This is a genomic window from Saprospiraceae bacterium, from assembly GCA_026129545.1.
In the GTDB taxonomy this organism is placed as follows: Bacteria; Bacteroidota; Bacteroidia; order Chitinophagales; family Saprospiraceae; genus M3007.
The window spans coordinates 3095394-3117682 of sequence record JAHCHX010000001.1 but is presented as its reverse complement, the minus strand read 5'-3'; the positions used below and the strand labels follow the sequence as shown (position 1 = coordinate 3117682).

The 22289-nt window shown below is 51.1% G+C and carries 11 protein-coding genes; 8 read left to right on the top strand and 3 right to left on the bottom strand.

What is annotated here, in order from left to right:
- Window positions 1-48 precede the first annotated feature (48 nt).
- Window positions 49-2772 carry an HAD-IC family P-type ATPase gene (locus KIS77_12120; protein ID MCW5923087.1) on the bottom strand — a complete coding sequence of 908 codons (2724 nt, stop codon included), beginning with the start codon at window positions 2770-2772 and terminating at the stop codon, window positions 49-51.
- 313 nt (window positions 2773-3085) lie between these two features.
- On the opposite strand from KIS77_12120, the gene KIS77_12115 reads away from it, so the two are divergent.
- From KIS77_12115 to KIS77_12095, 5 genes are all read left to right on the top strand, one after another.
- The gene (locus KIS77_12115; GenBank protein ID MCW5923086.1) at window positions 3086-5170 is read left to right on the top strand and encodes a PKD domain-containing protein; all 2085 of its coding nucleotides are present in this window, start codon (window positions 3086-3088) and stop codon (window positions 5168-5170) included.
- 341 nt (window positions 5171-5511) lie between these two features.
- Complete coding sequence (locus KIS77_12110) at window positions 5512-6567, top strand: PorP/SprF family type IX secretion system membrane protein (GenBank protein ID MCW5923085.1); 1056 nt, start codon at window positions 5512-5514, stop codon at window positions 6565-6567.
- A gap of 131 nt (window positions 6568-6698) precedes the next feature.
- Window positions 6699-9548: a PD40 domain-containing protein gene (locus tag KIS77_12105; protein MCW5923084.1), complete on the top strand. Its 2850-nt coding sequence runs from the start codon at window positions 6699-6701 to the stop codon at window positions 9546-9548.
- 57 nt (window positions 9549-9605) lie between these two features.
- Window positions 9606-12023, top strand: coding sequence for a PD40 domain-containing protein (locus KIS77_12100; GenBank protein MCW5923083.1), 2418 nt, complete (start codon window positions 9606-9608; stop codon window positions 12021-12023).
- Window positions 12024-12128: 105 nt separating this feature from the next.
- Window positions 12129-16523 carry a gliding motility-associated C-terminal domain-containing protein gene (locus tag KIS77_12095; GenBank protein MCW5923082.1) on the top strand — a complete coding sequence of 1465 codons (4395 nt, stop codon included), beginning with the start codon at window positions 12129-12131 and terminating at the stop codon, window positions 16521-16523.
- A gap of 188 nt (window positions 16524-16711) precedes the next feature.
- Here the strand turns inward: KIS77_12095 and KIS77_12090 are convergent, their stop codons facing one another.
- The gene (locus KIS77_12090; protein ID MCW5923081.1) at window positions 16712-17296 is read right to left on the bottom strand and encodes a sigma-70 family RNA polymerase sigma factor; all 585 of its coding nucleotides are present in this window, start codon (window positions 17294-17296) and stop codon (window positions 16712-16714) included.
- Window positions 17297-17672: 376 nt separating this feature from the next.
- Between KIS77_12090 and KIS77_12085 the strand changes: the two genes are divergently transcribed.
- Entirely contained in the window at window positions 17673-18983 is a 1311-nt protein-coding gene (locus tag KIS77_12085; protein ID MCW5923080.1) for an HlyC/CorC family transporter, read from the top strand.
- A 9-nt stretch (window positions 18984-18992) separates the two neighbouring features.
- On the opposite strand, the gene KIS77_12080 is transcribed toward KIS77_12085, so the two are convergent.
- Window positions 18993-20183: a glycosyltransferase family 2 protein gene (locus KIS77_12080; GenBank protein MCW5923079.1), complete on the bottom strand. Its 1191-nt coding sequence runs from the start codon at window positions 20181-20183 to the stop codon at window positions 18993-18995.
- A 501-nt stretch (window positions 20184-20684) separates the two neighbouring features.
- Here KIS77_12080 and KIS77_12075 point away from each other — a divergent pair.
- Together KIS77_12075 and KIS77_12070 are read left to right on the top strand one after the other, a co-directional pair.
- Window positions 20685-21050: a response regulator gene (locus KIS77_12075; protein ID MCW5923078.1), complete on the top strand. Its 366-nt coding sequence runs from the start codon at window positions 20685-20687 to the stop codon at window positions 21048-21050.
- 61 nt (window positions 21051-21111) lie between these two features.
- The gene (locus KIS77_12070) at window positions 21112-22197 is read left to right on the top strand and encodes a sugar transferase (GenBank protein MCW5923077.1); all 1086 of its coding nucleotides are present in this window, start codon (window positions 21112-21114) and stop codon (window positions 22195-22197) included.
- Window positions 22198-22289 lie beyond the last annotated feature (92 nt).

Below are 22289 nucleotides of genomic sequence, written 5' to 3'. Positions count from 1 at the left end.
CTGATTTTGGGCCAAAAGTAGAGTAATTAGAAGGAACCCGTCGCCGGGTCATCCCTCGCGCCTTCGCACCCACCATTTGAACACTTCCATCACTACCAAAATAGTGGCTGCCAAGAGGAGAAGGGTCTTCCAATAGAAGGGGCTGACAGGCTCCACTCGTAGCAGACCCTGCATGAACGGGATGTGCATGCTCAATATGTGAATGCCCTGCGCGACGAGGACGCCAAACACCAGTAAATAGTTGCGGCTCAGCGGCACCCTGAAAACGGAGGTCGTTTCGGAGCGGCTGTTGAAAGCGTGCACGTTCTGCATCAACACAAAAAGCAAAAGTATATCGTTGCGGGCGGATTCCTCATCCATTTTCACGATTTCGATAAGCCAATACCAAGTGCCAAAAGCGATTAGCCCCATCGTGACGCCCGACACCAATGTTTGGCTAATCATTCGGGGATTGAAGATGCGTTCGGTGGTCTTGCGAGGTTTCCGTTTCATCGCTCCCGGCTCGCCACCCTCAAAGGCAAGTGCCACATCTTGGATGCCGTTGGTCACCAGATTGAGCCACAACAATTGCACGGCCAGCAATGGCAGCGGCAATTGGAACATGATGGCCGCGATAAACAAAAAGACCTCTGCCGCTCCGGTTGATATAAGCAGGAAAATCACTTTGCGGACATTGTCGTAGGCAAAGCGCCCCTCTTCCACACCCGCCACGATGGAAGAGAAATTGTCGTCCACGATTATCATAGACCCCACCTCCTTCGCCGCGTCGGTACCCGACCCCATCGCCACCCCGATATTAGCCCTGCGGAGGGCAGGCGTGTCGTTCACGCCGTCGCCCGTCACGGCCACAAACTCGCCGTTTTTGATGAGCACATCCACGATTTCCAATTTTTGAGTGGGCGACACACGAGCGAACACCGTCGTGGAAAGCACCAATTCCTGAAAAGCCGTGTCGTCGGGGCCACCCGCTTCACTGAGTCGCTGCCCCGTCACCACCGTCTGTTCGTCTGCCTTGAAAATACCCAGTTCTTGCGCGATGGCACCTGCTGTGGCGGGGTGGTCGCCCGTAATCATCAAGACTTTGATGCCCGCTTTTTTGCATTTGTTCACTGCGTCCGCTGCTTCGGAGCGCAAGGGGTCAATAAACCCGACCAAGCCATAAAAAGTCAGCCCGCTAAGCTCGTCGGCATCGTGTTTTGATTTTTTTTCAAAATCAGGACACGCCCCGCCTGCAAAGGCCAACACGCGCAAACCATTCTCGGCCATTTCATCTGCCTGTTTTTCAATGCTTTTTCGTTCAAGAGATACCTGCTCGTCGCCCTGTTGTGCATGGGTACAAAAGTCAAGTATAGTCTCTACCGCACCTTTGGCGGCTACCCATGTTTTCCCATTTTTTTCAAAAAACGCGGCTGAAAATTTGCGCTCCGACTCGTAAGGAATCTCGCCCAGCAGCGGCGTGTTTTCCTTCATTTCCATCGGGGCCAACCCTACTTTGTAGCCCAATGCAAGCAATGCGACATCCATCGCGTCGCCGCGGTGGCTCCACTCGTCTTGCTCATACACCAGGCTGGCCTCGTTTGCCAAAATAGCCACTTCGGTCAGGCGCTTTAACTGAATCATCTCGTCATCGTCGAGCGACGCATTTCCTTCCGAAAGCACTTTGCCTTCGCCTTGATAGCCTTCTCCAGAAATGCTAAATGTTTTTCCGTTAGGAAACACAACCTGCTTGGCCGTCTGCTGATTGACGGTGAGCGTCCCTGTTTTATCGCTGGCAATGACGGTGCAGCTGCCCAAACTCTCCACGGCGGTCAGTCGGCGCACAATCACATTGCGATTCGACATTCGTTTGGTTGCGATGGAAAGGGCTACCGTGAGCGCCACAGGCAAGCCTTCGGGAATGGCAGAAACGGCCAGCGCCACCACAAAAAAGAAAATAGCAGCCGCGTCGTAACCTTGAAAACGGAGCAGGATGGCCAAGACGACGCTCAGACCCAACACTATCGCGCTAATGTTCTTAGTGAACTTTTCCATCCGCTGCACCAACGGTGGTTTGGCCGTGTCGGACTCCGCTACGCTCTGGGCAATCATGCCTACTTGTGTCGCCGTGCCAGTCGAAATGACGATGCCTCGCCCTCGACCGGAAGTGATGGTGGAGCCAGCGAACACCGTGTTGTCTCGGTCGTTCACCACTGTACCCTCATCCAAAGGGTTGGTGTGTTTTTCGGCGGCTACCGACTCTCCCGTGAGAAAACTCTCGTCGGATGCGAGGTTGTTCGCTTCGAACAGCCGCAAGTCGGCAGGCACCTTTGCGCCCGATTCGAGCAACACCACATCGCCCGGCACCAAGTCTTCGGAAGGCACCTCTTTGCTTTTCCCTTCGCGCCGCACGAGTGCTTTTATCTTCAACATCTTTTGCAAACTCGAGGCGCTCTTTTGCGCCTTGAATTCCTGATAGGCTCCGAGAGCGGTATTGAGGGCGATGACCACGAATATAAACAAGGCATCCACGCCTTCCCCAATCATTACTGATGCGATGGCGGCTGCCACCAGAATAAAAATCAAGGGATTGGCAACCTGATGCAAGAGAATGTCCCAAATCGTGGGTTGCTTGGGAGCGGGCAACGTGTTCGGGCCATACATCTCCAATCGTTCCGCGACGGCGGTCTCTTTCAGTCCGCTTTTATTGGTCTCCAATTTTTCAAAAACCTCCTGCTCTGAAAGGGCGTGCCAGTTGGTCTCTTTTACTAACTGTATCCGTTCTGATTTGGTCATGTGACAAGACTAATTGTGAAGAAAATAAGAGAAGCGAAGTTAATAAGTCCAAAGTCTGGAAAGGCATCGTTTGTTCAAAAAAACGGGGGTATTTGAAAAAATGCTCCACGTCAATCGGTATGGCGATGCAAAATCCGGTTCGTTTCCCGGAAACCCGTTAGGAGCCTGCCCCCCGTTCTAGCTTTTCCGGTAGAGCCGTGATTTTTATGATTTCACCCATTGTCGGGTTTTCTGCGCAGGTGGCAGGCACACACTTTTGCCCAGCCAAGCATAGTAAACCATTTCTTTCACGTCAAACCAACTTTTTTGAAAGATGAGACCAAATTTCTTCCTGCCAGCCCTTTTCACCCTATTCTCAACCGTTTTGCTAACAGCTCAAAATTGGAATACTGCCAAAAGATATTCCGCCCCCCCTGCCGGCACTCTTACCAACACCTCCATTGCTGCCAGTCCCGACGGTAGCACCTATCTGACAGGCACCATTCGGGGCACCGTAGTTTTCGACGACTTGACGGCTGCCACTCCCGACAACACCACCACTCGTCATTACCTTCTCAAATTGAATCAAGCCAACAAGGCGGAGTGGGTTCAGCTATTCGAACCTAAGGCAAACCATGTCACCACCGATGCACAGGGCAACGTATTTGTGGCGGGCACCATAGAGGCAAGCCCAACCACGGGTGATAGTTTGACATATTTGGCGAAATACAGCGCAAGCGGCCAATTGCTGGCCACCTTCCAAACGTCTGGTGTCGGGAAAAGCTGGGCAAGGGTAGTACGCACCGACGCGGCTGGGAACTGTTATGTGGCTGGCGGACAATTTGGCACTGTCACTTATGGCCCCTACAGTTTGTCGGCCATTGGTGGAGAAGATGGGTATCTGCTGAAACTTTCGCCCAATCTGAGCCAAGTGGAGTGGGCCGTTTCGACAGGCTCCTCTTCCAACCGCGACCAAGTTTTCGACATTCGCCTAGACAATAATGGGAGTGTTTACACCAGCGGTCATCATGCCCAGACTTATAGTGGTTTCCCGTTTGGATGCTATTGTTGGAGCGGCAGTTTTTTTGTTGAAAAAAGAAGCACAACGAGCGGCACTTTGTTTTGGCAGAAAAAATTCACGGGAGGCTCGGGGTCGTCCACCAGACTGACCATAGCCCTTGACCCTTCGGCGCAACGGGTGTTTGCTGTGGCCAGTTTCAAACATACGACCACCTTTGCGCCGGGCATTTCGCTGACCGCCGAAAGTGGCACTGACGACTACCATATATGGGCGACGGCGCTGACCTCCTCTTCTGGCGGGGTGGAGTGGGCGAAGAAAATCGCATGGACGGGCGACAACTACCCCATTTGGTCGGCAGTGGCTGACAACCACCTTTTTATGTTCGGCTCGTTTGTCAGCACTGCTCTTTTTGGCACGTTCATTCTAAGCCCACAAGGCAATGCTGACCCATTCTTTGCAAAAGTGTCGCTTGCCGATGGCTCTGTGGCACACGCCGAGTCATTCGTGGGAGCAAGTGGCGACAATGGCATCAGCATGGATGCAAGCCCCAACAAACTGGTGGTTGGGGGGAACACAAGTAGTGCCACCCTGACGATTGGCAACCATAACTCGACAGGAACCACCAACTCTATCTTCTTTGCACAAATGTTGTTTGTAAGCCCCTTGGGGCTTCAACTCCTCTCCGCGACCCAACCCAGTTGCCCAGTCGCGTTCGATGGTTCGGCCACGGTGGGTGCGGTGGGAGGGGTGCCCCCGTTCAGTTATTCATGGAGCAACGGACAGGCTGGCCCCACTGCCGACGACCTCGCCCCGGGCATATATGGAGTGACAGCGACTGACGCGAGTGGGCAATCCCAAGCCCTTGAAGTAATCTTGTCGGCGGCCAATCAAATTCCCCAAGCGGGTTTCACTTACCATATAGAGGGGACGACAATCCATTTTGCCAACACTTCCAGTGGCGGTGCCACCGCATATCAATGGGACTTCGGCGATGGTATCACCAGCAACAGCTCCTCCACTTCAATTTCGCACACATATACCCTAGCGGGTACCTATACGGTGCGTTTGACAGCCCAAAATATATGCGGGTCGAGTGTGATAGAGCAGATTGTCGGCATCGTCGCCACCCAAAACCACGAATGGCTCAGCACCAGCCGGCTGTTCCCCAATCCAAACAGTGGCGTTTTCACGCTTGAGTTGAATGGAGAAGCAACGGAGGATATTGAAATATCTCTGTATGACCCCGAAGGGAAGATGCTGCACCGAGAAATCGCCAATTTCAAGACAGGTATGCTCACTCGCCAACTCGAATATCCCGAACTACCCTCAGGGTTGTATTTACTGCGCATCAGTGCGGGTCAGCGAGCATCCATGCTGAGAATGGTGATTCAGCAATGACATTTTGAGCATTTATGCCAATTTGTTAAAGGTTTGTCGGCTATACGGCAAACCTTTTTTGTGTTAATCCCCCTGAAAAATTTTGCCTTCCGGCGAAAACACTAACTTTACGCCGGTTTCTTTATCTCATGATTTTAATCGCAACGCCTGTCTGCCTCCCTGTAAGGGTGCTGCGATTCCTCCTCCTTCGATTTTAGTCTTTTTGACGCAATCCTCCACTCGGGTGCAGATTGTCTCATTGGTACAACATTTGCCGTTGAAGCAATCCAAACCGGCTTGTAGGGCTGCGATATGCCTGTTATTTTGTACCGAACGTGTACCAAATCCAAAATTCAGCGACTGTGAACACTTTTACCACATGCCCGCGAATCATCCTCCTGCTTGCGCTTTTACTCCCGGTTTTTGCCGCGAACGCGCAAGACATTCACTTTTCTCAATTTGGCAATTCGCCCCTCAATCTAAGCCCGGGGCTTGCGGGCGTGTTTGGCGGGGATATGCGTTTTGTGGGCAACTACCGCAGCCAATGGCATAGTGTGCCGGTGCCTTACACCACATTTTCCGGCAGCTTCGAAAACAAGGTTTACTGGACAAAAGGGAAATATGACCGCTACCTGACAGGTTCGCTCATCGTGAACTACGACAGGCAAGGCAGTCTCAATTTGACCTCCATGCAAATAGGCATTCCGATTTCGGCCACGCTCCCATTGGCTCGGAACACCTACCTCACCGCAGGCGTAACGCCAGCTTTTGGTCAACGGGCATTCAGCACCAATCGGCTCACCTTCGATGCTCAATGGGTGGACTGCATCTTTGACCCCAATGCGGATATGCGGGAAGACCAGCTTTTTCAGAACAACAGCCTGAAATACTTCGACCTCAGTGCTGGGGTCAACGTGCGTTTTCAAGCAGAGGAAAAGCGCCACCGCCTTGATGTGGGAGGTGGTATGCACCACATCAATCGGCCCAATCACGATTTTTGGTCGTCGAGCCTAACTGACCCCGGCAACGTACGGCTTCACAGCAAGATGTCCATCTACGCATTGGGACTTCTTCAAATGTCCAATACTTTTGACTTGGTAGGGCAAGGGCTTTTCCAACGACAAGGCGGTTATCGAGAAATCGTGTATGGCGGAGGCATCCGAATGCATCTCAATCAGAACCCATATCGAGAACTTGCTTTGCAAATCGGTGTGAATTATCGCCACCGCTATCAGGATGCGCTTATCCCTCACGTCGAGGTGCTTTGGCGCACATGGACAATTGGCTTCACCTACGACGTGAATATCTGGTCGGATGTGGACCTCGTCACACGCGGTCGCGGCGGCCCCGAAGTAGCCCTTATCTATCGCCTTTACAAAGTGAAACCCGTAAAATTCAAAACGTGCCCTATTATTTAGGGTGCTTTATGAACAATAAAACAACCCTTTTAACGACCACTTAATCCTCCCCCTTGGCTTTCAGCCAGATAACCAACAGACCATTGCAACAAAGCGTAATCCCCCTTTCGGAAATTCATAATCACGCCGTCATGAAGGCTAAACACTTTCTTTTTTTCCCCATAGTAATCATGTTTTTGGCCGTTCAGGCTGCCAAAAGCCAAAGCGGTATTACGGACAGAATCAACGCTGACCACGACCGCGCCCAAAACGTCAACTCGCTGGAACGCGATGCCGAAAAAGCGGTCGCCAAAGGCGATGACTACACAGCGATGATTTATTACAGGCGAGTGTTGGAATACGACAGCCTGCGAATGCCCGCATTGGAAAAATATGGCGACGCAGCCATGCGATTCTCGGCGATAGAACAAGCCGAAATCGCTTATGAAAGGATTGTTGGCAATAGAATGGTGACATCCGACGGGATGCAATTGGTGAAATTGGCACAAGCCAAATTCCTGCTCGGCAAATACGCCGAGGCCAAAGAACTATATCGTCGGTTTCTTTACATCGAAACCCCCGTCGGTATCACGCAGCAGGTGTTGGAGAACGCCGAACGCGGTCTTGAAAATTGCGATTGGGCGCTGTTGTTGAGCGCCGAATCGGATTCTCAGCCCCCTCTGGACACGCTGCACGCCATCAATTCAATCTACGCGGACTTTTCGCTTTACCCCAAAGGCGCCAAAGGCGACACGCTCTATTACTCGTCGTACAAGTTCGAGTTTGAAAAAGACAAAAACTATCCGAAGCGCCGCCTCACAAAAACCATGTATGCCACCTTAGAACCCGGCGACACATTGGTATCCAATATGGTGGATTTCAATGAGGAAAATCGGCACACGACCAACGTCACTTTCAATGAAAATGGTGATGTGATGTACTATACGATTTGCGATTTCGTAGGCAAAACAGCCAAAATCCGCTGCGATATTTATATGCGGAAGATGACTGGCGGCTCTTGGGGGCCTCCGGTCAAATTGCCCTCGCACATCAATCACCCAGACTCCACTAACACACACCCGAGTGTGGGCAGGGCCAATGGCGATTCTTTCGAGACCCTCTTTTTCGTCAGCAATCGCCCCGGCGGCAAAGGCAATTTGGATATATGGTACAGCCGTATTGAAGGCGACAAATTCTCAGAGCCAGTCAATCTATCCGCGCTGAACACCAAGGGCAACGACATCACGCCCTTCTTCCATAGTGGAACTGGCATGCTCTATTTCAGCAGCGATGGCTTGCAGACCGTCGGCGGTTTTGATATCTACCGAGCAAAGGGTTATGGAGAAAGCTGGGATGAACCCGTGCACATGGGCATACCCATCAACTCATCCGGTCACGACGCATATTTTGCCGTCACGAAAAATGGCAAAACCGGTTATCTCGCCTCCAACCGCAAAGGCTCGAACGCCTTCACGGTGGATGAGAAAGGCGAGATTCCCGGCGAGCAAGCGTGTTGTTACGATATTTATCGAGCATCCATCGAAAAGCCCGTCATGTTGGCAGTAACCTTCCACAAAGAAACACTCGACTCGTTGAGAGGCACCACCCTGCAGCTCACGGAGTATTCTGCCAAAGGCGCCATTGTGCGCGAGCGCACGGTTGCTTTGGAGGGTGCCTTTCAAAGCTTCGATTTGCAACCGCGCCGTTCTTACATGATTATTGCTACTAAACCTCGTTTTACTTCTGATACGGTTCGCTTTGAGACTCCCCCCACTATCTGGAAAGACACGTTGGTCAAAAAACTTTATTTGAAACCAGCCAAACCACGCCTTATAGTAAGTGTGTTCGACAAAGAAACCCTCGAACCTATTCCGGGAGCTACTGTGCGCCTTAATACTTTAGGTAGGTTTTTGGAAAACGGCAATTTTGTCACTGGCAAAGATGGTGGGGCGTTGGAATCATTGGTGCAGGTCAAGGAAGACACCAATCGCTACGACTATTCCATTGACTTTGAACACCGCTACCAAGCATTTGCCTCTAAACACGGGTACACACAAGACTCCACAGATGTCGTCACCACAGAAAAACTACATGATGCCATCACCATCGAGCGGAAGGTCTATTTGACCAAAGGCATCTCTTTCGTTGCGCATACGTTGCATGCTGTTACTCGCGACACGCTCTATGATGTCACCTATCGGTTGATGGAAATAGAAGGTGGCAGCCGCACCGAGCAATATGTGAATCCGTCCGGCACCAAATACTACGAAACGACCATCAGCTACGACCGCCAATATCTCATCGTCGCCTCCAAAGATGGCTATTTGAGTGATACGGTGCGGTTCACCACAAATCTGCCGCGTATTCCATTCCGTCATATCGAACAGCAGTTGCGCCTCAGGCCGCTCTATCTCGAAGCGTATCTGCCCATCAAGCTCTATTTCGACAACGACGAGCCGGACAAGCGCACCATGAAACCGACCACAGACCGCGAATACCGACCTACTTATGTGGATTTCTATCGCCGCAAGCCAGAGTTTATGGAAAATTTCAGCGCAGGATTGGATGGTGCCGAAAAGCAAGCGGCTTTGGACTCAATTGAACACTTCTTCGAGCGCGAGGTGCGTGCAGGTTGGGAGAAACTGTTCTTTTTCTCTGAAGACCTTTACAAGATGATGGAGCGTGGAGATTATATCGTATTGACCCTCAGAGGTTTCGCTTCTCCGCGTGCCGCCTCGCAGTACAATATGAACCTAACTTCCCGCCGTGTGGCGAGCGTCCGCAATCACTTCTTGAAGCACGACGGCGGCATTTACAAGAAATTTGTTGACAATGGTCAAATCATCATCAATCTCGAACCCAACGGCGAAAACCTGGCCCCCAAAGACATTAGCGACGATGTAAAAGACCCGCGACGCTCCATCTACGACCCACGCGCTTCTCGTGAGCGCCGATTGGAAATAATCGGGGTGGAAGTGAAGCGAGGCTCCAAAGGAATATAGACGAACCCTTATTTTACTCCCCACAGTCTCCCGCCCGGCAAACCATGTATAATCGCCATGAACAAGTTAATGAGAGCCGCTTTGGTGGTGTGCTCCTTGATGTTGCTGGTAGGGAGAGCCAGCGCCCAAACGCCACGAGCTTATGAAAACGCTGCTGACAACGCCATGGGGGCAAAAGACTACTATGCCGCCATGCAGTATTTTGGAAAAGTCCTTGAAATGGAACCAAATCGCCTCGACGTATCATACCGCTATGCGGATGCCGCCCGCCAGTTTGGCGCTTACGGGCAGGCCGAGGCATTGCTTCAACAAACCCTCGAGGCAGATAAAAACGGCAAATTCCCAGACGCTTCTTTCAAATTAGCCAATGTGAAAAAGTATCTGGGGAAATACGACGAGGCTATCCGGCTCTATCGCCGCTACACCGCAACGGCAACGGCTAACTCTCCGCTCCGCAAAGAGGCAGAACGAGACATAGAACAATGTATATGGGCTTTGGAACGACTCACCAATCCCGACCGAAGCATTCTCGTGGAACGGCTCCCCGACGAGGCCCCCAACACAGCACAGTCCGACTTCGCAGCTACCCTGCGCGACAACACGTTGATTTATTCGTCTTTTCGTGAAATTGAATGGGGCGACAAAAATTACCCCAAGCGCCCCATTTCAAAGGTGTTGGAATCAAGCGATGGTTCCGCCGGGGTATTTGCCGATTTCAACGATGCCAAACGACACACCGCCAACACGGCTTTCAGTGCCGATGGCAAAGTGCTTGTTTTCAGCAAGTGCGATTATGTGGGCGCAGGAGGGTTTTCTTGCGACCTCCACTTCACCTATCGCACATCAGCCGGCTGGGCGGCAGCCGTCAAACTACCGGATGTCGTGAATGTGCCGGGATACAATACCACTCAGCCCCACGTCAGGGTGGCTGAAGATGGTTACTACGAGCTTTACTTCGTCAGCGACCGCCCCGGCGGATTGGGAGGGTTGGATATTTGGAAAGCACCGCTGACATTGACCGGAAGTGTGGGCAAACCGGAGAACCTTGCTGCCCTCAACACCCCAAACGACGAGGTGACCCCGTTTTTTTACGAAAAAGATAAAACGCTGTACTTCAGCACGAACGGACGGCAAAGCGTGGGCGGATTTGACATCTACAAATCCGTATTTTCAAACAACACCTGGCAAACGCCTGAACACCTCGATGTGCCGCTCAACAGTAGCTACGACGACCTCTACTACGCTCCCCAAAACGACGACATGGCCTTGTTCACCTCCAATCGCGAGGAATCGGCTGCCGTCGTGGGCGATGCTTGCTGCTACGACATCTACAAAGCCACCTATCTACCCATCGAACTCAAAACACTGGCCTTCGCCAAACCAGAAGAAGCTCCTTTGGACGAGGTGGTGTTCACGCTTACGGAGGCTCCGGCAAAACTGCCGTCAGCCACCAAATTCTCTGGCGATAAAAACGAAGCCGATTTTGCTATTCGTCGTTGCCAGCAGTACATGGTAATCGCGCAAAAAGAGTTTTACAAACCAGACACAGTGTATGTGGAGACCAACTCCCTGCCTGCCGACCGAAAATTTGTTGAAAAACTCTATCTGGTTCCAGAAATCGGGTTGGCTGTCAAAACTTTTCACGAATGGACAAAGGAACCGCTTTTTGATGTGCTGGTACGGATTTATGAAATACCCGGCGTTGTGTCCGAACAAAAGAGAACTGGCTCTGACAGCAACGAATCCAAAATGGAAGTAGGCGGGCTTAGGATGTTTACTGTCATTGCGGAGAAAGAAGGGTTTTTGCCAGATACTGCTGTGGTGACGGCAGAAGAATTAAGGGCCGTCAAAGCAGGTACCACCATGTACAAAAACTTGTTTCTAAGCCCAGCCAACATGAGCGCCTACCTGCCTATAACTCTTTATTTCGACAACGACCAGCCTGACCCGCGCACCCGTTATACCACTACTTCGCAGACTTACGAACAAACAGTGGAGCGATACCTGACACGTCGGGCGGCATTCGTCGAACAGTACACAAACACCCTGAAAGGCGTTGAAAAAGAGCAAGCAGTGGAACAGTTGGGCAAGTTTTTCGATGAGGAGGTGCAAACAGGCTACGTCAAACTTGAAGTCTTTGCCAGCAACCTCGGACTGTTCTTGAAAGGAGGCTCGAGCATCGAAATCATGGTAAAATCATTTGCCAGCCCGTTGGCTTCCTCCGATTACAACATGGCCCTCACGCAGCGCCGCATAGCGAGCGTTCGTAATTATTTTAGGAAATATGACGACGGCATCTTTGAGCAATACGTTCGCAGCGGACAACTGAAAGTCTCGACGTTGCCACTAGGAGAAAGCGCCGCTCCTCCCCATGTAAGCGACGATGCCCGCGACAAACGACGCTCCGTGTATAGCATCGAAGCTTCACGCGAGCGCAGGGCAGAGATTATCGAAGTCAGAATGTTTAAAAACTAAATGCCCAATTGGGTTCCTAAAAAGACCATTTCACCAATAACCTTTTAGCCTTTTGAAATCTCTTTTTTGGTTCATCCCAAACGCACCATGAACATACTTTGCAATATGAAAATCCTTTTCCGCATGAAATACGGCCTTTTTTCGGCAATATGGGTGCTTCTGGCATTGAATACCCTTTCTGGCCAGATAGTGCTGTCGTTCACGACTTCTCAGCCAACCTGTCATGGGTTTACCAACGGGACGGCTACCGTGACCGCCACAGGGGGTGTTGAGCCATACACATACCTATGGAACAACAACCAAGCGGGTCAAACCACTTTTGGCCTGGGAGCGGGAACGGTCTCCGTCACGGTGACAGACCAGAATGGCCAAACCGCAACTGGCAACGTGGCGGTGCAGCAGCCCGACCCATTGGAAGTTACTTTTACGACAGATGGATTGAGTTGCTCCAGCAACAATGGGACAATCACCGCCAACCCTACTGGCGGTACACAGCCTTACGCTTATCAATGGAGCAATGCCGCAATCACCCAAACCATATCCGTTTCATCGGCGGGTACCTATTTTGTCACTGTGACGGACGCAAATGGCTGCGCAAAAATTGGTGCATACAATGTGGCACCTGCCGCCGAGTTTTTGCCAGCATACACATATTTCCCGCCATTGTGCGCAGGTCAGCCAACAGGTTCCATAGATGTGGTGGTGTATGGTACTAATCCGGGTTTCACATGGATTTGGGAAACGGGGGCTGAAAACCAGTCATTGCTCAATGTGCCGGGAGGGGGATATGGTATCACGATTACAGATGCGATAGGCTGCACCTACACCGAAACAGTGACGCTCAACGAGCAGGCAAAGCTGATTGTTGAAGTCATTGCCACTGACATTGCTTGTTCCTATTTCCCAAATGGCGGCGCGCTGAATTCATTTGTCGTGGGCGGCACCCCTCCTTATACCTTTGTTTGGAGCAATGGCAGCAACGACCCAAACCAATTGAACCTGCCAGCAGGCAGTTATTCATTGACTGTGTATGACCAATATGGCTGCGTGGCGACAAGTTTCGACACCATCAACATACCTGAGGTGTTGGATGGGGAAGTCATTTCCCTTTCGCCCGCTTGTGGCGACAGCAATGGCTGTATCACGGTGCAAGGCGTGGGCGGCACACCGCCATATACATACATCTGGCCAGCGTTAGGCATCACTGGCCCTACTGCTTGCGGATTGGGGCCGGGCACATATTACGTCTGCATTTTTGATGCAAACGGTTGCCAGCACGACTTGGAGGTCACCATGTATGCTATTGACTCTTTGGGGGTTAATCTCAATTTGACCAATGCTTTATGCCCCGGTATTGACAATGGTACCGTTACAGCCATTGTTGACCCGCCCACAGGCGTATATAATTACCAATGGCAACCTCAGCCCCAACCCAATAGCCCACAAATTGACAGCATCGCGGCCGGCACTATTGTATTTGTCACCGTAACGGATGTCAACACAGGATGCACAGGCACAGCTACCGATACCGTTGGCGCCAACACGGAAGTTGACCTTTCCGTAAATCTAATGGGCATTACCTGCCCTGACGACTTGACAGGCAGCGCCTCCGCTGTCGCATCTGGAGGCACAAGCCCATATCAATATGTCTGGACATATCCAGACAGCACCACAGTCAGCGGCCCCAATATCGCCAACCTTGGCATTGGCACCTACACCATAACCGTGACGGATGAACTGGGTTGCACGGCCAAAGACTCGGTCCATATCACCGCCCTATCCAACCCGGTGGCGGACTATGCGCTCATGCTTTTGGAATGTGAAGCCGATGGTATTACAATCCAATTTTTGGACAAATCCCAAGACTCCATCGTGTCGTGGAATTGGAACATATCATGGGGCATGGGCGACACCACCTCTACCGAACAAAATCCGCCGCCGCTGCAATTCATCATGGATGAAACCGGCACTGTTCAGCTGACAGTAACTTCTGCCTTTGGCTGTACGGCGGTCATTGACTCTGTATTTGAAATAGAAGGAGCGCCCACAGCAACCGTAAGCGTTCCGTCTGTTGACTGCGAAAACAATCCAGTCCTAATCACGGTGACCGATGGCTCTCCGAACAACACCTATACTTGGATGCCGGCTACGGGCCTAATCTTCGACCCCGACGAAAAGAACGTGATTGCAGACCCAAGCGAGACGACCGTCTATCAACTTGTCATTGCGAATGGCCTGTGCACAGACACCTTGGAGCGGACAGTCGTTCGGGTGCTACCCATCAACCTAAGTGTGCAGGACACTTCCATTGTAACTTGCGACACCTCCGCGACCTTGGTAGCTTTGACTGCCACAAGTGATGTGGTCACTTTTGTTTGGCTGGATGAACTTGGCAACGAGGTAGGTTCAAACGCTAACATAACGCTCATTGCAAAAGGCTTGAACACATATACAGTCGTTGCTTCCGACCCGTACGGATGCACCGAAACCGCACAGGCATCGGTGCGTGGCAACGGGGTGGACGTGAGCGCATCCTTCACCCCCGTCTCTATTGCTTGCGATGGGGTGTCGAAGGTGTTTTCAGTTACTAACCTCGACCCTTCTGACAACCTGACTTACCAGTGGACAGCCAACGACCCCAATGTGGTCATCACCCCGGCCAATACCCCCTCTGTGACAGTGACCGGGCCAGCAGGCAGCTACACACTCAGTGTGTTGGTGAAAAATCAATACGACTGTGAATTAACACTCACTACCGAAGTGACAAGTTTGCCCACGATTTCTTTGGAAGGAGCCGTTGCCATTGACCTTTGCAATGGCACGGAAGTGAAGTTCAGTCAGACAGTCAATGTGCCCGGCACATGGAATTTTGGTGACAACAACACAAGCGAAGAATTCAACCCAACCCACATCTACGCCGAATCGGGTGTATATGTCGTAACATTCTCGTCCACAGAAAACTGTGTGCTGCCTTATGACACTACCATATTTGTGCTTCCCGAAATAGCGGTGGTAGCTGCTATCGGCAACAACTATGTCAGTTGCACCAACCAAGCACGGATACAATTCACCGACTTGACCACCCATTTCTACCCCATCGCCAGCTGGAACTGGTCATTTTCAACTGGTGCTAGCTCCAACGTGCAAAACCCAATAATCACCTTCTCCGATGAAGGCACTATCATCGCCAACCTGACCGTGACCGATGTGAATGGCTGTACAGGCACTGCGTCCATGCCCATTGAAATCGCGGTGGTGAGAGACTCGCTCAGCAGCGAGGAGCCATTCTGTCCGGGAGAAGCTGTTGCACTCAACCCTGATTTCAACCCGAATTACACCTACACTTGGGTTTCAACACCAAATGACCCCAACTTCGATGCAAACAGCCCTAACCCTAATGTGATGCCGCCTGTACCAACCGTGTATGTCGCCACCATTGGCAATGGGCCATGCGTCGTGGTTGATTCCATCACTGTAACTCCCGAAGAAGCAGCTATCGTCAGCTTGCCCGACGACCAAATCGTATGTTCCGATGACCTGATAACCATCAAGGTCGAGAATACCAACGGTGTCACTTTTGTATGGTCGCAGCATCCAGATTTCAATCCGCCTTATCCGAACAACACCGATTCGTTGACCATTACCCCCGAAAAAAATGGCATTTACTACGTCCAAGCCATCAACGAGGCAGGTTGCAAAGCAATTGATTCAATCAAGGTCAACAATGCCGCTGCGGACATTTTGGCTGACCCAATAAATCGGTCTATTTGCGAGGGAGATAGCACCCAACTCATGATAATCAACTTGGACCCCGAAGACATATTGACTTACGAATGGATGCCAACGCTTCCCTCTATTCCCAACCCCACTGTGGCACCCAATGTTAGCACGGCCTACACAGTAAAAGTAACCAACCAGTTCGGCTGTTCGGATACTCAACAACTCAACGTCAACGTGATTAGCATCTCGGTCACAGCGGAAAACATCGGGAAAGACACCATCTGCCCCGGCCAATCCACCGAATTGTTGGCAACAGTCGTGAGCAATAGCAACAACATCACTTATGACTGGACACCTTCCAACTCCTTAACTGGGGAAAAGACGGCCAACCCTACTGCTTCCCCTTCCGAAACAACCGTTTATACCGTGACGGCCATTGCCGAAGGGCTTTGTCCTGACACCGCCAATGTGATAGTCTATTTCATGCCGGGCGAATGTGCCCCGCCGTACATCTTCGTCCCCAAAGCATTCACCCCCAACAATGATGGCAACAATGACTTTTTCATTGTTCGAGGGTTGGACATCACGGAAGTATACTTTGTGGTTTGGGACCGTTGGGGAGAAAAGGTGTATGAAACCCGTGATATAAACGCTCGGGGATGGGACGGCACTTTCAATGGCAAACAACTCACGCCAGACTCTTATGCGTGGTATTTGCAAGCAAGATGTGGGAACGGCGAGTTTTATACCAGCAAGGGAGACGTGACGCTTCTAAAGTGAATTTCGGTTCCTTTATGCGAATTAGGAGTAGAAGTTTCTTGGTATTTGAGATTCCAGTCTCCTACTCAGGTCTTATTCAGGCAGGTGATCTGAAATAACCGCCTGAATAGCACAAATAGCAAGCCCCGGCACATCCGATAGGAATATGCCGGGGCTTAATTTATTCAACCCCAAAACGACTGGCCTGCTTACTGAAGCACCACTTCGCGTTCAGCCATCATTTTGCGGATATTGATCAAGGCGTAGCGCATGCGTCCCAAAGCGGTATTGATACTCACGCGAGTAAGCGAGGCTATTTCTTTGAAACTCATGTCCGCGTAATGGCGCAGGATGACCACCTCGCGCTGTTCCGCAGGCAACGCATCTACCAATTGCCGGATGCGGTTGTGCGTCTCGCTGCGCATAATCTGCGTGTCGGGGCCATCGTCACTCAAGCGAAGTACCTCAAATATGTCGAAATCTTCGGAAGGATTGATGTGCGCACGGCGCTTGTGGCGACGGTGATAGTCCACGCACATATTGTAGGCAATGCGCATGGCCCACTGCACGAATTTGCCTTCGTGGTTGTATTTGCCCCTGCGGAGCGTGTCAATGATTTTGATGAAAACCTCTTGAAAGATATCTTCGGCGAGCGCCTGGTCTTTCACAAAAAGGTAAATGGAAGTGTATATTTTTGCTTTGTAGCGGTTGAGCAGAACTTCGAAGGAATGTTCGTCGCCATCTACATAGCGGGCGATCAACTCGTGATCATTGAGCATCGGCATAACTTGCATGAGCAAACGGATTTTGCTGTTTTACCAGTTAAATTAGCAGAATTTAAGCGGTGTACAAGTTTTAGCCTATAAGCAGATGCGTTTTGTTGAATGAGACGAATGAAAATTCGGTGAGTGAATTGTGCCGTCAAAAGTAGAGCGTTATTGTATTCTGACAAAAATTTTTTTTCTTTTTTAACAGAATTTTACGGGCTCGTGTGGGGTTTTGTCGCATGTTTTGCAAAAAATCGGGGATTCGCGGTAATTTTGCCCCAGATAAAACAAAACATTGCGCGACAGATTTCCAATCCACGCCCCTAAATTTTGCATTTGCTGAGTCGCTCATGCCGCGCATACAAACCGCAACCATCAACCCTGCGACGCCAGCCCAATCTACATGGAAATTGCCATAATACTCGTCCTTATCACACTGCACGGCTTTCTCGTGTTGGGCGAAATCGCGCTCCTTACTGCCAAACGCTCCCGACTGGAGAGCGAAAAAGCAAAAGGCAATGCCAACGCCGCCATCGCAGTCCATCTCTTGGACAACATAGACAATTACCTTTCCGCGATGCAAATCGGCATCACACTCATCAGCATCGTGGAGGGTGCTTATGCGGGTGTGACCATCGGCAGGTATCTTGAGCCTGTGGTGCTGCTCGTCCCCGGGCTGGCTCCGTACGCGCACCAGATTTCAGTAGCAGTCATAATTTCTCTTATTACCTATTTGTCGCTCGTCGTTGGAGAGCTCGCGCCCAAATACATCGCTATCCAACATGCAGAGGCCATCGCCATTGCCTTTGCCCCGGTGATGAACTTCATCACGCGCGTCACAGGTCCGATATCCGCTTTTTTGAGTTGGTCCACCAAGCTGTTCATGCGGATGCTATTCATAAAGCCTAACGAACAGCAAGGAGTGTCGGAAGAGGAAATCAAACTGTTGGTCAAGTTAGCCAACCAGCAGGGCGTGTTGGAGACAAAAGAGAGTGAATTTATCCAAAACATACTGCGATTCGCTGACCGCGATGCCTACACCATCATGACACACCGCAATGATGTGGAGTGGCTCGACATTAATGCGTCATTGGAAGAAAATGATAAAATCGTGTACGAAAGTGGGTACACCAAATTTCTCGTATGCGACGATTCCATTGAAAACATATTGGGTGTGGTCAAGCTCCGCGATTATGTGGACAGTCGCAACAAGCCGGGCTTCGACCTGCGCGATATTCTAACGCAGCCCCTCTTCGTGCCAGAGACGATGAACTCGCTCAAAATACTGGAGCGGTTTCGCAAGGCACGCAACTATTTTGCCGTGGTGGTGGATGAGTATGGTTCAACTGAGGGCATCATTACATTGCACGACCTCACGGAGAATATCTTTGGCGCATTGCCTGACCTTGACGATACGGAAGAACAAGCCATCGTGAGCAGAGAAGATGGCAGTTGGCTTGTGGACGGGACCATCCCCATTGACGAACTGCGCGAAACCATCGCGGTCAAAGAATTTGATGACCCCGATGCAGACTATTCAACGCTCGCAGGCTTTATCCTTTTTAAGTTGGGCGACATACCCAAGGTGGGGGAGCACCTCGAAACAGATGGGTTTCGCTTCGAAGTAGTGGATATGGACAAAAGCAAAATTGACAAAGTACTGATTACGAAACCCGAATCGGTCGCGCCCATGCGAACGGCCGTGAATGGCTGATCCTTCCTCTCAGGCTCGTTTGGCTCGCTCCCACAACACCGATTGTCGCCCGCGCAACAGCCTCCACAGCCCGGCGTACATGGAGTAGTTCATGATGCAGAAATAGTAAGGTATGAAAAAAGCCTTCGCTTTCAAGTGTCGAGTCTCAAGCACATACCCTGCAAACGCAGCGATGTAAAAGACAATCTGGGCTGCTAACAAGACCTGATACAGGGGAAAGCCGCGCATAGCTAAGGATGTATTTACCAAAAACAGAATCGGCAACAGCAACGGTGCCAGTGTCCAGCGCAATACGCGGTGAGAGATATATTGAAAAGTCAGCACACCATATCGAAAGACATTGAGCAAGGGAGCGAGGCGCACCACCGCTTGCAACCCACCCGCCGCGATGCGAACCTTGCGTTTCATTTCTTCCGCCACAGATGCCGAGGATGTCTCCACAGCGTAGGCTTCGGGTTCATATTGCACCCGCCATCCTTTCTGAGCGATGCGCATGGTGAGGTAAAAATCCTCCACAATGGTATCCAGCGGCACATGCTCGTACGCCTCGGTGCGGAAAGCAAACAGCTCTCCTGCCGCTCCCACTACCGACCAAAGCTCGGCATCCCATTTTTTTAAAAGACTTTCGTATCGCCAATAAATCCCTTCCCCAGCACTGCCAGCATCGGCTTTTTCTCCCATGGCAATTCGCTTTTCCCCCGCGACCGCTCCCACCGTGGGGTCCGCAAAATGTCGCACCATCAGCCGAACTGCCCCCGGATTCACCGAAGTGTTGGCATCGGTGCTGACCACCACAGGCGTTGACACATATTGCATGGCTCGCTGAAAAGCAGCGATTTTGCCTCGGCGTTCAGGCTCGTGAAGCAGCATCCACCGAGTGCTGGCAGGATAAGGGTAATGCCGCACCAGCGCCGCGGTGCGGTCGTTGGAGCCATCCGTCGCAAAGCAGAACTGGATGCGTTCGGACGGGTAGTCAATCGCCAATGAATTGGCGATTTTTTGCTCAATCCAGTCCTCCTCGTTGTAGGCGCATACGATGAATGTGACCTCTGGCAGGGGCGCATCTGCCAAAGGTCTGGCCCTGAACAGCATCCGCTTGAGCGCCACCATGGCCCACAACACGATGCCATAACCCAAATAAGCGTAGAACACGACGAGGAGTCCAATCCAGAAAATGAGTTCGAGCGTATAGATGTTCATTCAAAATGCTGTTCGGAACGCGGTTGCCAAATGATGTGCCAAGGGCTGCACAGGCTGTCCTCCGAATCACCATTCGACACGGCTGAAATGGTGGTTGCAAATCAGGCAAACCGTATTTCGGCAAAAAATAGGGGCAAATTTCACTTGTTTTTTAAAGTAATCTTGATTTAACATTTGAGTTATGCGCTTGAAGCATCATGCGCAAGCGATTGATTTTTATCTGTTTAATCGAGAGGCAAGAAAAAACAACTATAAATCAGACAGTTGCATAAAATTTAACGCCGAGCAAACCACCTGTTTTTTTGTGTGGCGGCACTATCTTTGTAAAAAAAGAAGCGCCTCGCAAAATCATTTACTCGCTTGCCAACATCTGAATCTGTTGCATAGTGCTTTGTGCAACCCTTAATCCACTCTTTAATCGTGTCCCCCCGCCTGCAGCCAAGGCCCGTCACTGCCGCCCAGCGCGACGGCCATTTATTGACCGATTAAAAAATCCAACCCGTGAATCGAAAGATACTCCTTGTGGAAGACCACGACAGCCTTCGCCGCGTCATTGGAGCATTCCTTGCCAAACGTTTTGAGGTGACAGCCGCAAAAAGCGGGCTGGAAGCCATGAGCCACTTGAGCCGAGGGTTTGTGCCCGATGTGATTGTGACCGATGCCATGATGCCCGATTTGACGGGCTTTCAACTCCTTTTCAACTTGCGCAATAGCGGGATATATGCCAATATCCCGGTCATCGTCATCAGTGGTTCTTGCAACGATGAGGAAGAGTTGAGATTCAAAGAGCTCGGCGCGCACGATTATTTCCGGAAGCCTTTTAGCCCCACGCAACTGCAAAACAGACTCATCCAGCTGACCAATTAAGTCTTCAAACCCACGTCCTGTCTGCGGTTCAATTGACAAACACTTCAATCTTCTGATGCGTATGAGCACGCACCTCCATTCAGCACCATCTTTTACATCTCGTGAAATGTTGTTTGTTGGCTTCGACGAAAGTTTCGATGCCAGCATTCTCGAATTTCCGCATCACGACCGCGCATATAGTTTTGAAATCATCAACAACCCATTGCAAGCTTTTCGATGGCTTTCGCAGCGCGTGGAGAGCCTCGAAACATACCAACTTCCCTATGCCGTTTTTTGTCGTTTAGATTGGTTGCGCAAAGATGAATTTCGATTGGCAACTCAGCTAAGAGCACATCCAGATTTGCGTTTTGTGCCACTTGTGGTACTCTCCGCCGAAAAGGACATATATGACATAGCCGAGTTGTTGAAAAACGGGGTGGACGATTGTTACATGGCTCCCATCCGATGGAGCCGCATGGAGGCCCGCCTCGATTTCCTCAATCAATTCAAGGCCAAACTTTTGGAGGGCACCTCCCCTGAGCAGTTTGACTTCCACATTTCTCTTTCCAAACGGATTTTCGATGTTATAGGAGCCTTCTTGGCAATCCTGCTTTCCGCTTTCATCTGGATACCTATCGCAATTGCCATTGCGCTGGAGTCTAGAGGCCCCATTATTTATAGGTCGAAACGGGTCGGTGCAGGGTACCGAGTGTTTGATTTTTTGAAATTCAGGTCCATGTATGTGGGCGCTGACGAACGTCTCGTTGAGCTGCGGCATCTCAATCAGTACAACGGCTCCGGCGCTGTGTTTGTCAAAATTGCAAATGACCCGCGTGTCACGAGAGTCGGGCGATTTATTCGCAGATACAGTCTGGACGAATTGCCGCAGCTCATCAACGTGCTGCGGGGCGAGATGTCGCTCGTGGGCAACCGGCCATTGCCCATCTATGAGGCAGAGCAACTTACCTGCGACGAATGGAGCGCCCGCTTTCTTGCGCCAGCAGGCATCACGGGGCTTTGGCAAGTGACTAAACGGGGCCGCGCAAACATGAGCGCCGAAGAACGCATCGCTTTAGACATTGCCTATGCCCAAAACCACAATTTGGCAACCGACCTAAAAATCATATTGCGGACATTAGGGGCGGTGATGCAAGAAGAGGATGTGTGAATGGGCGTCAATTCACCTGCGAACAGCACTCCCAGACACGCCTTTTGTCCGAAAAAAGAGTAGAATGGCACGCCGCCTTGCGGCGTGCCTTA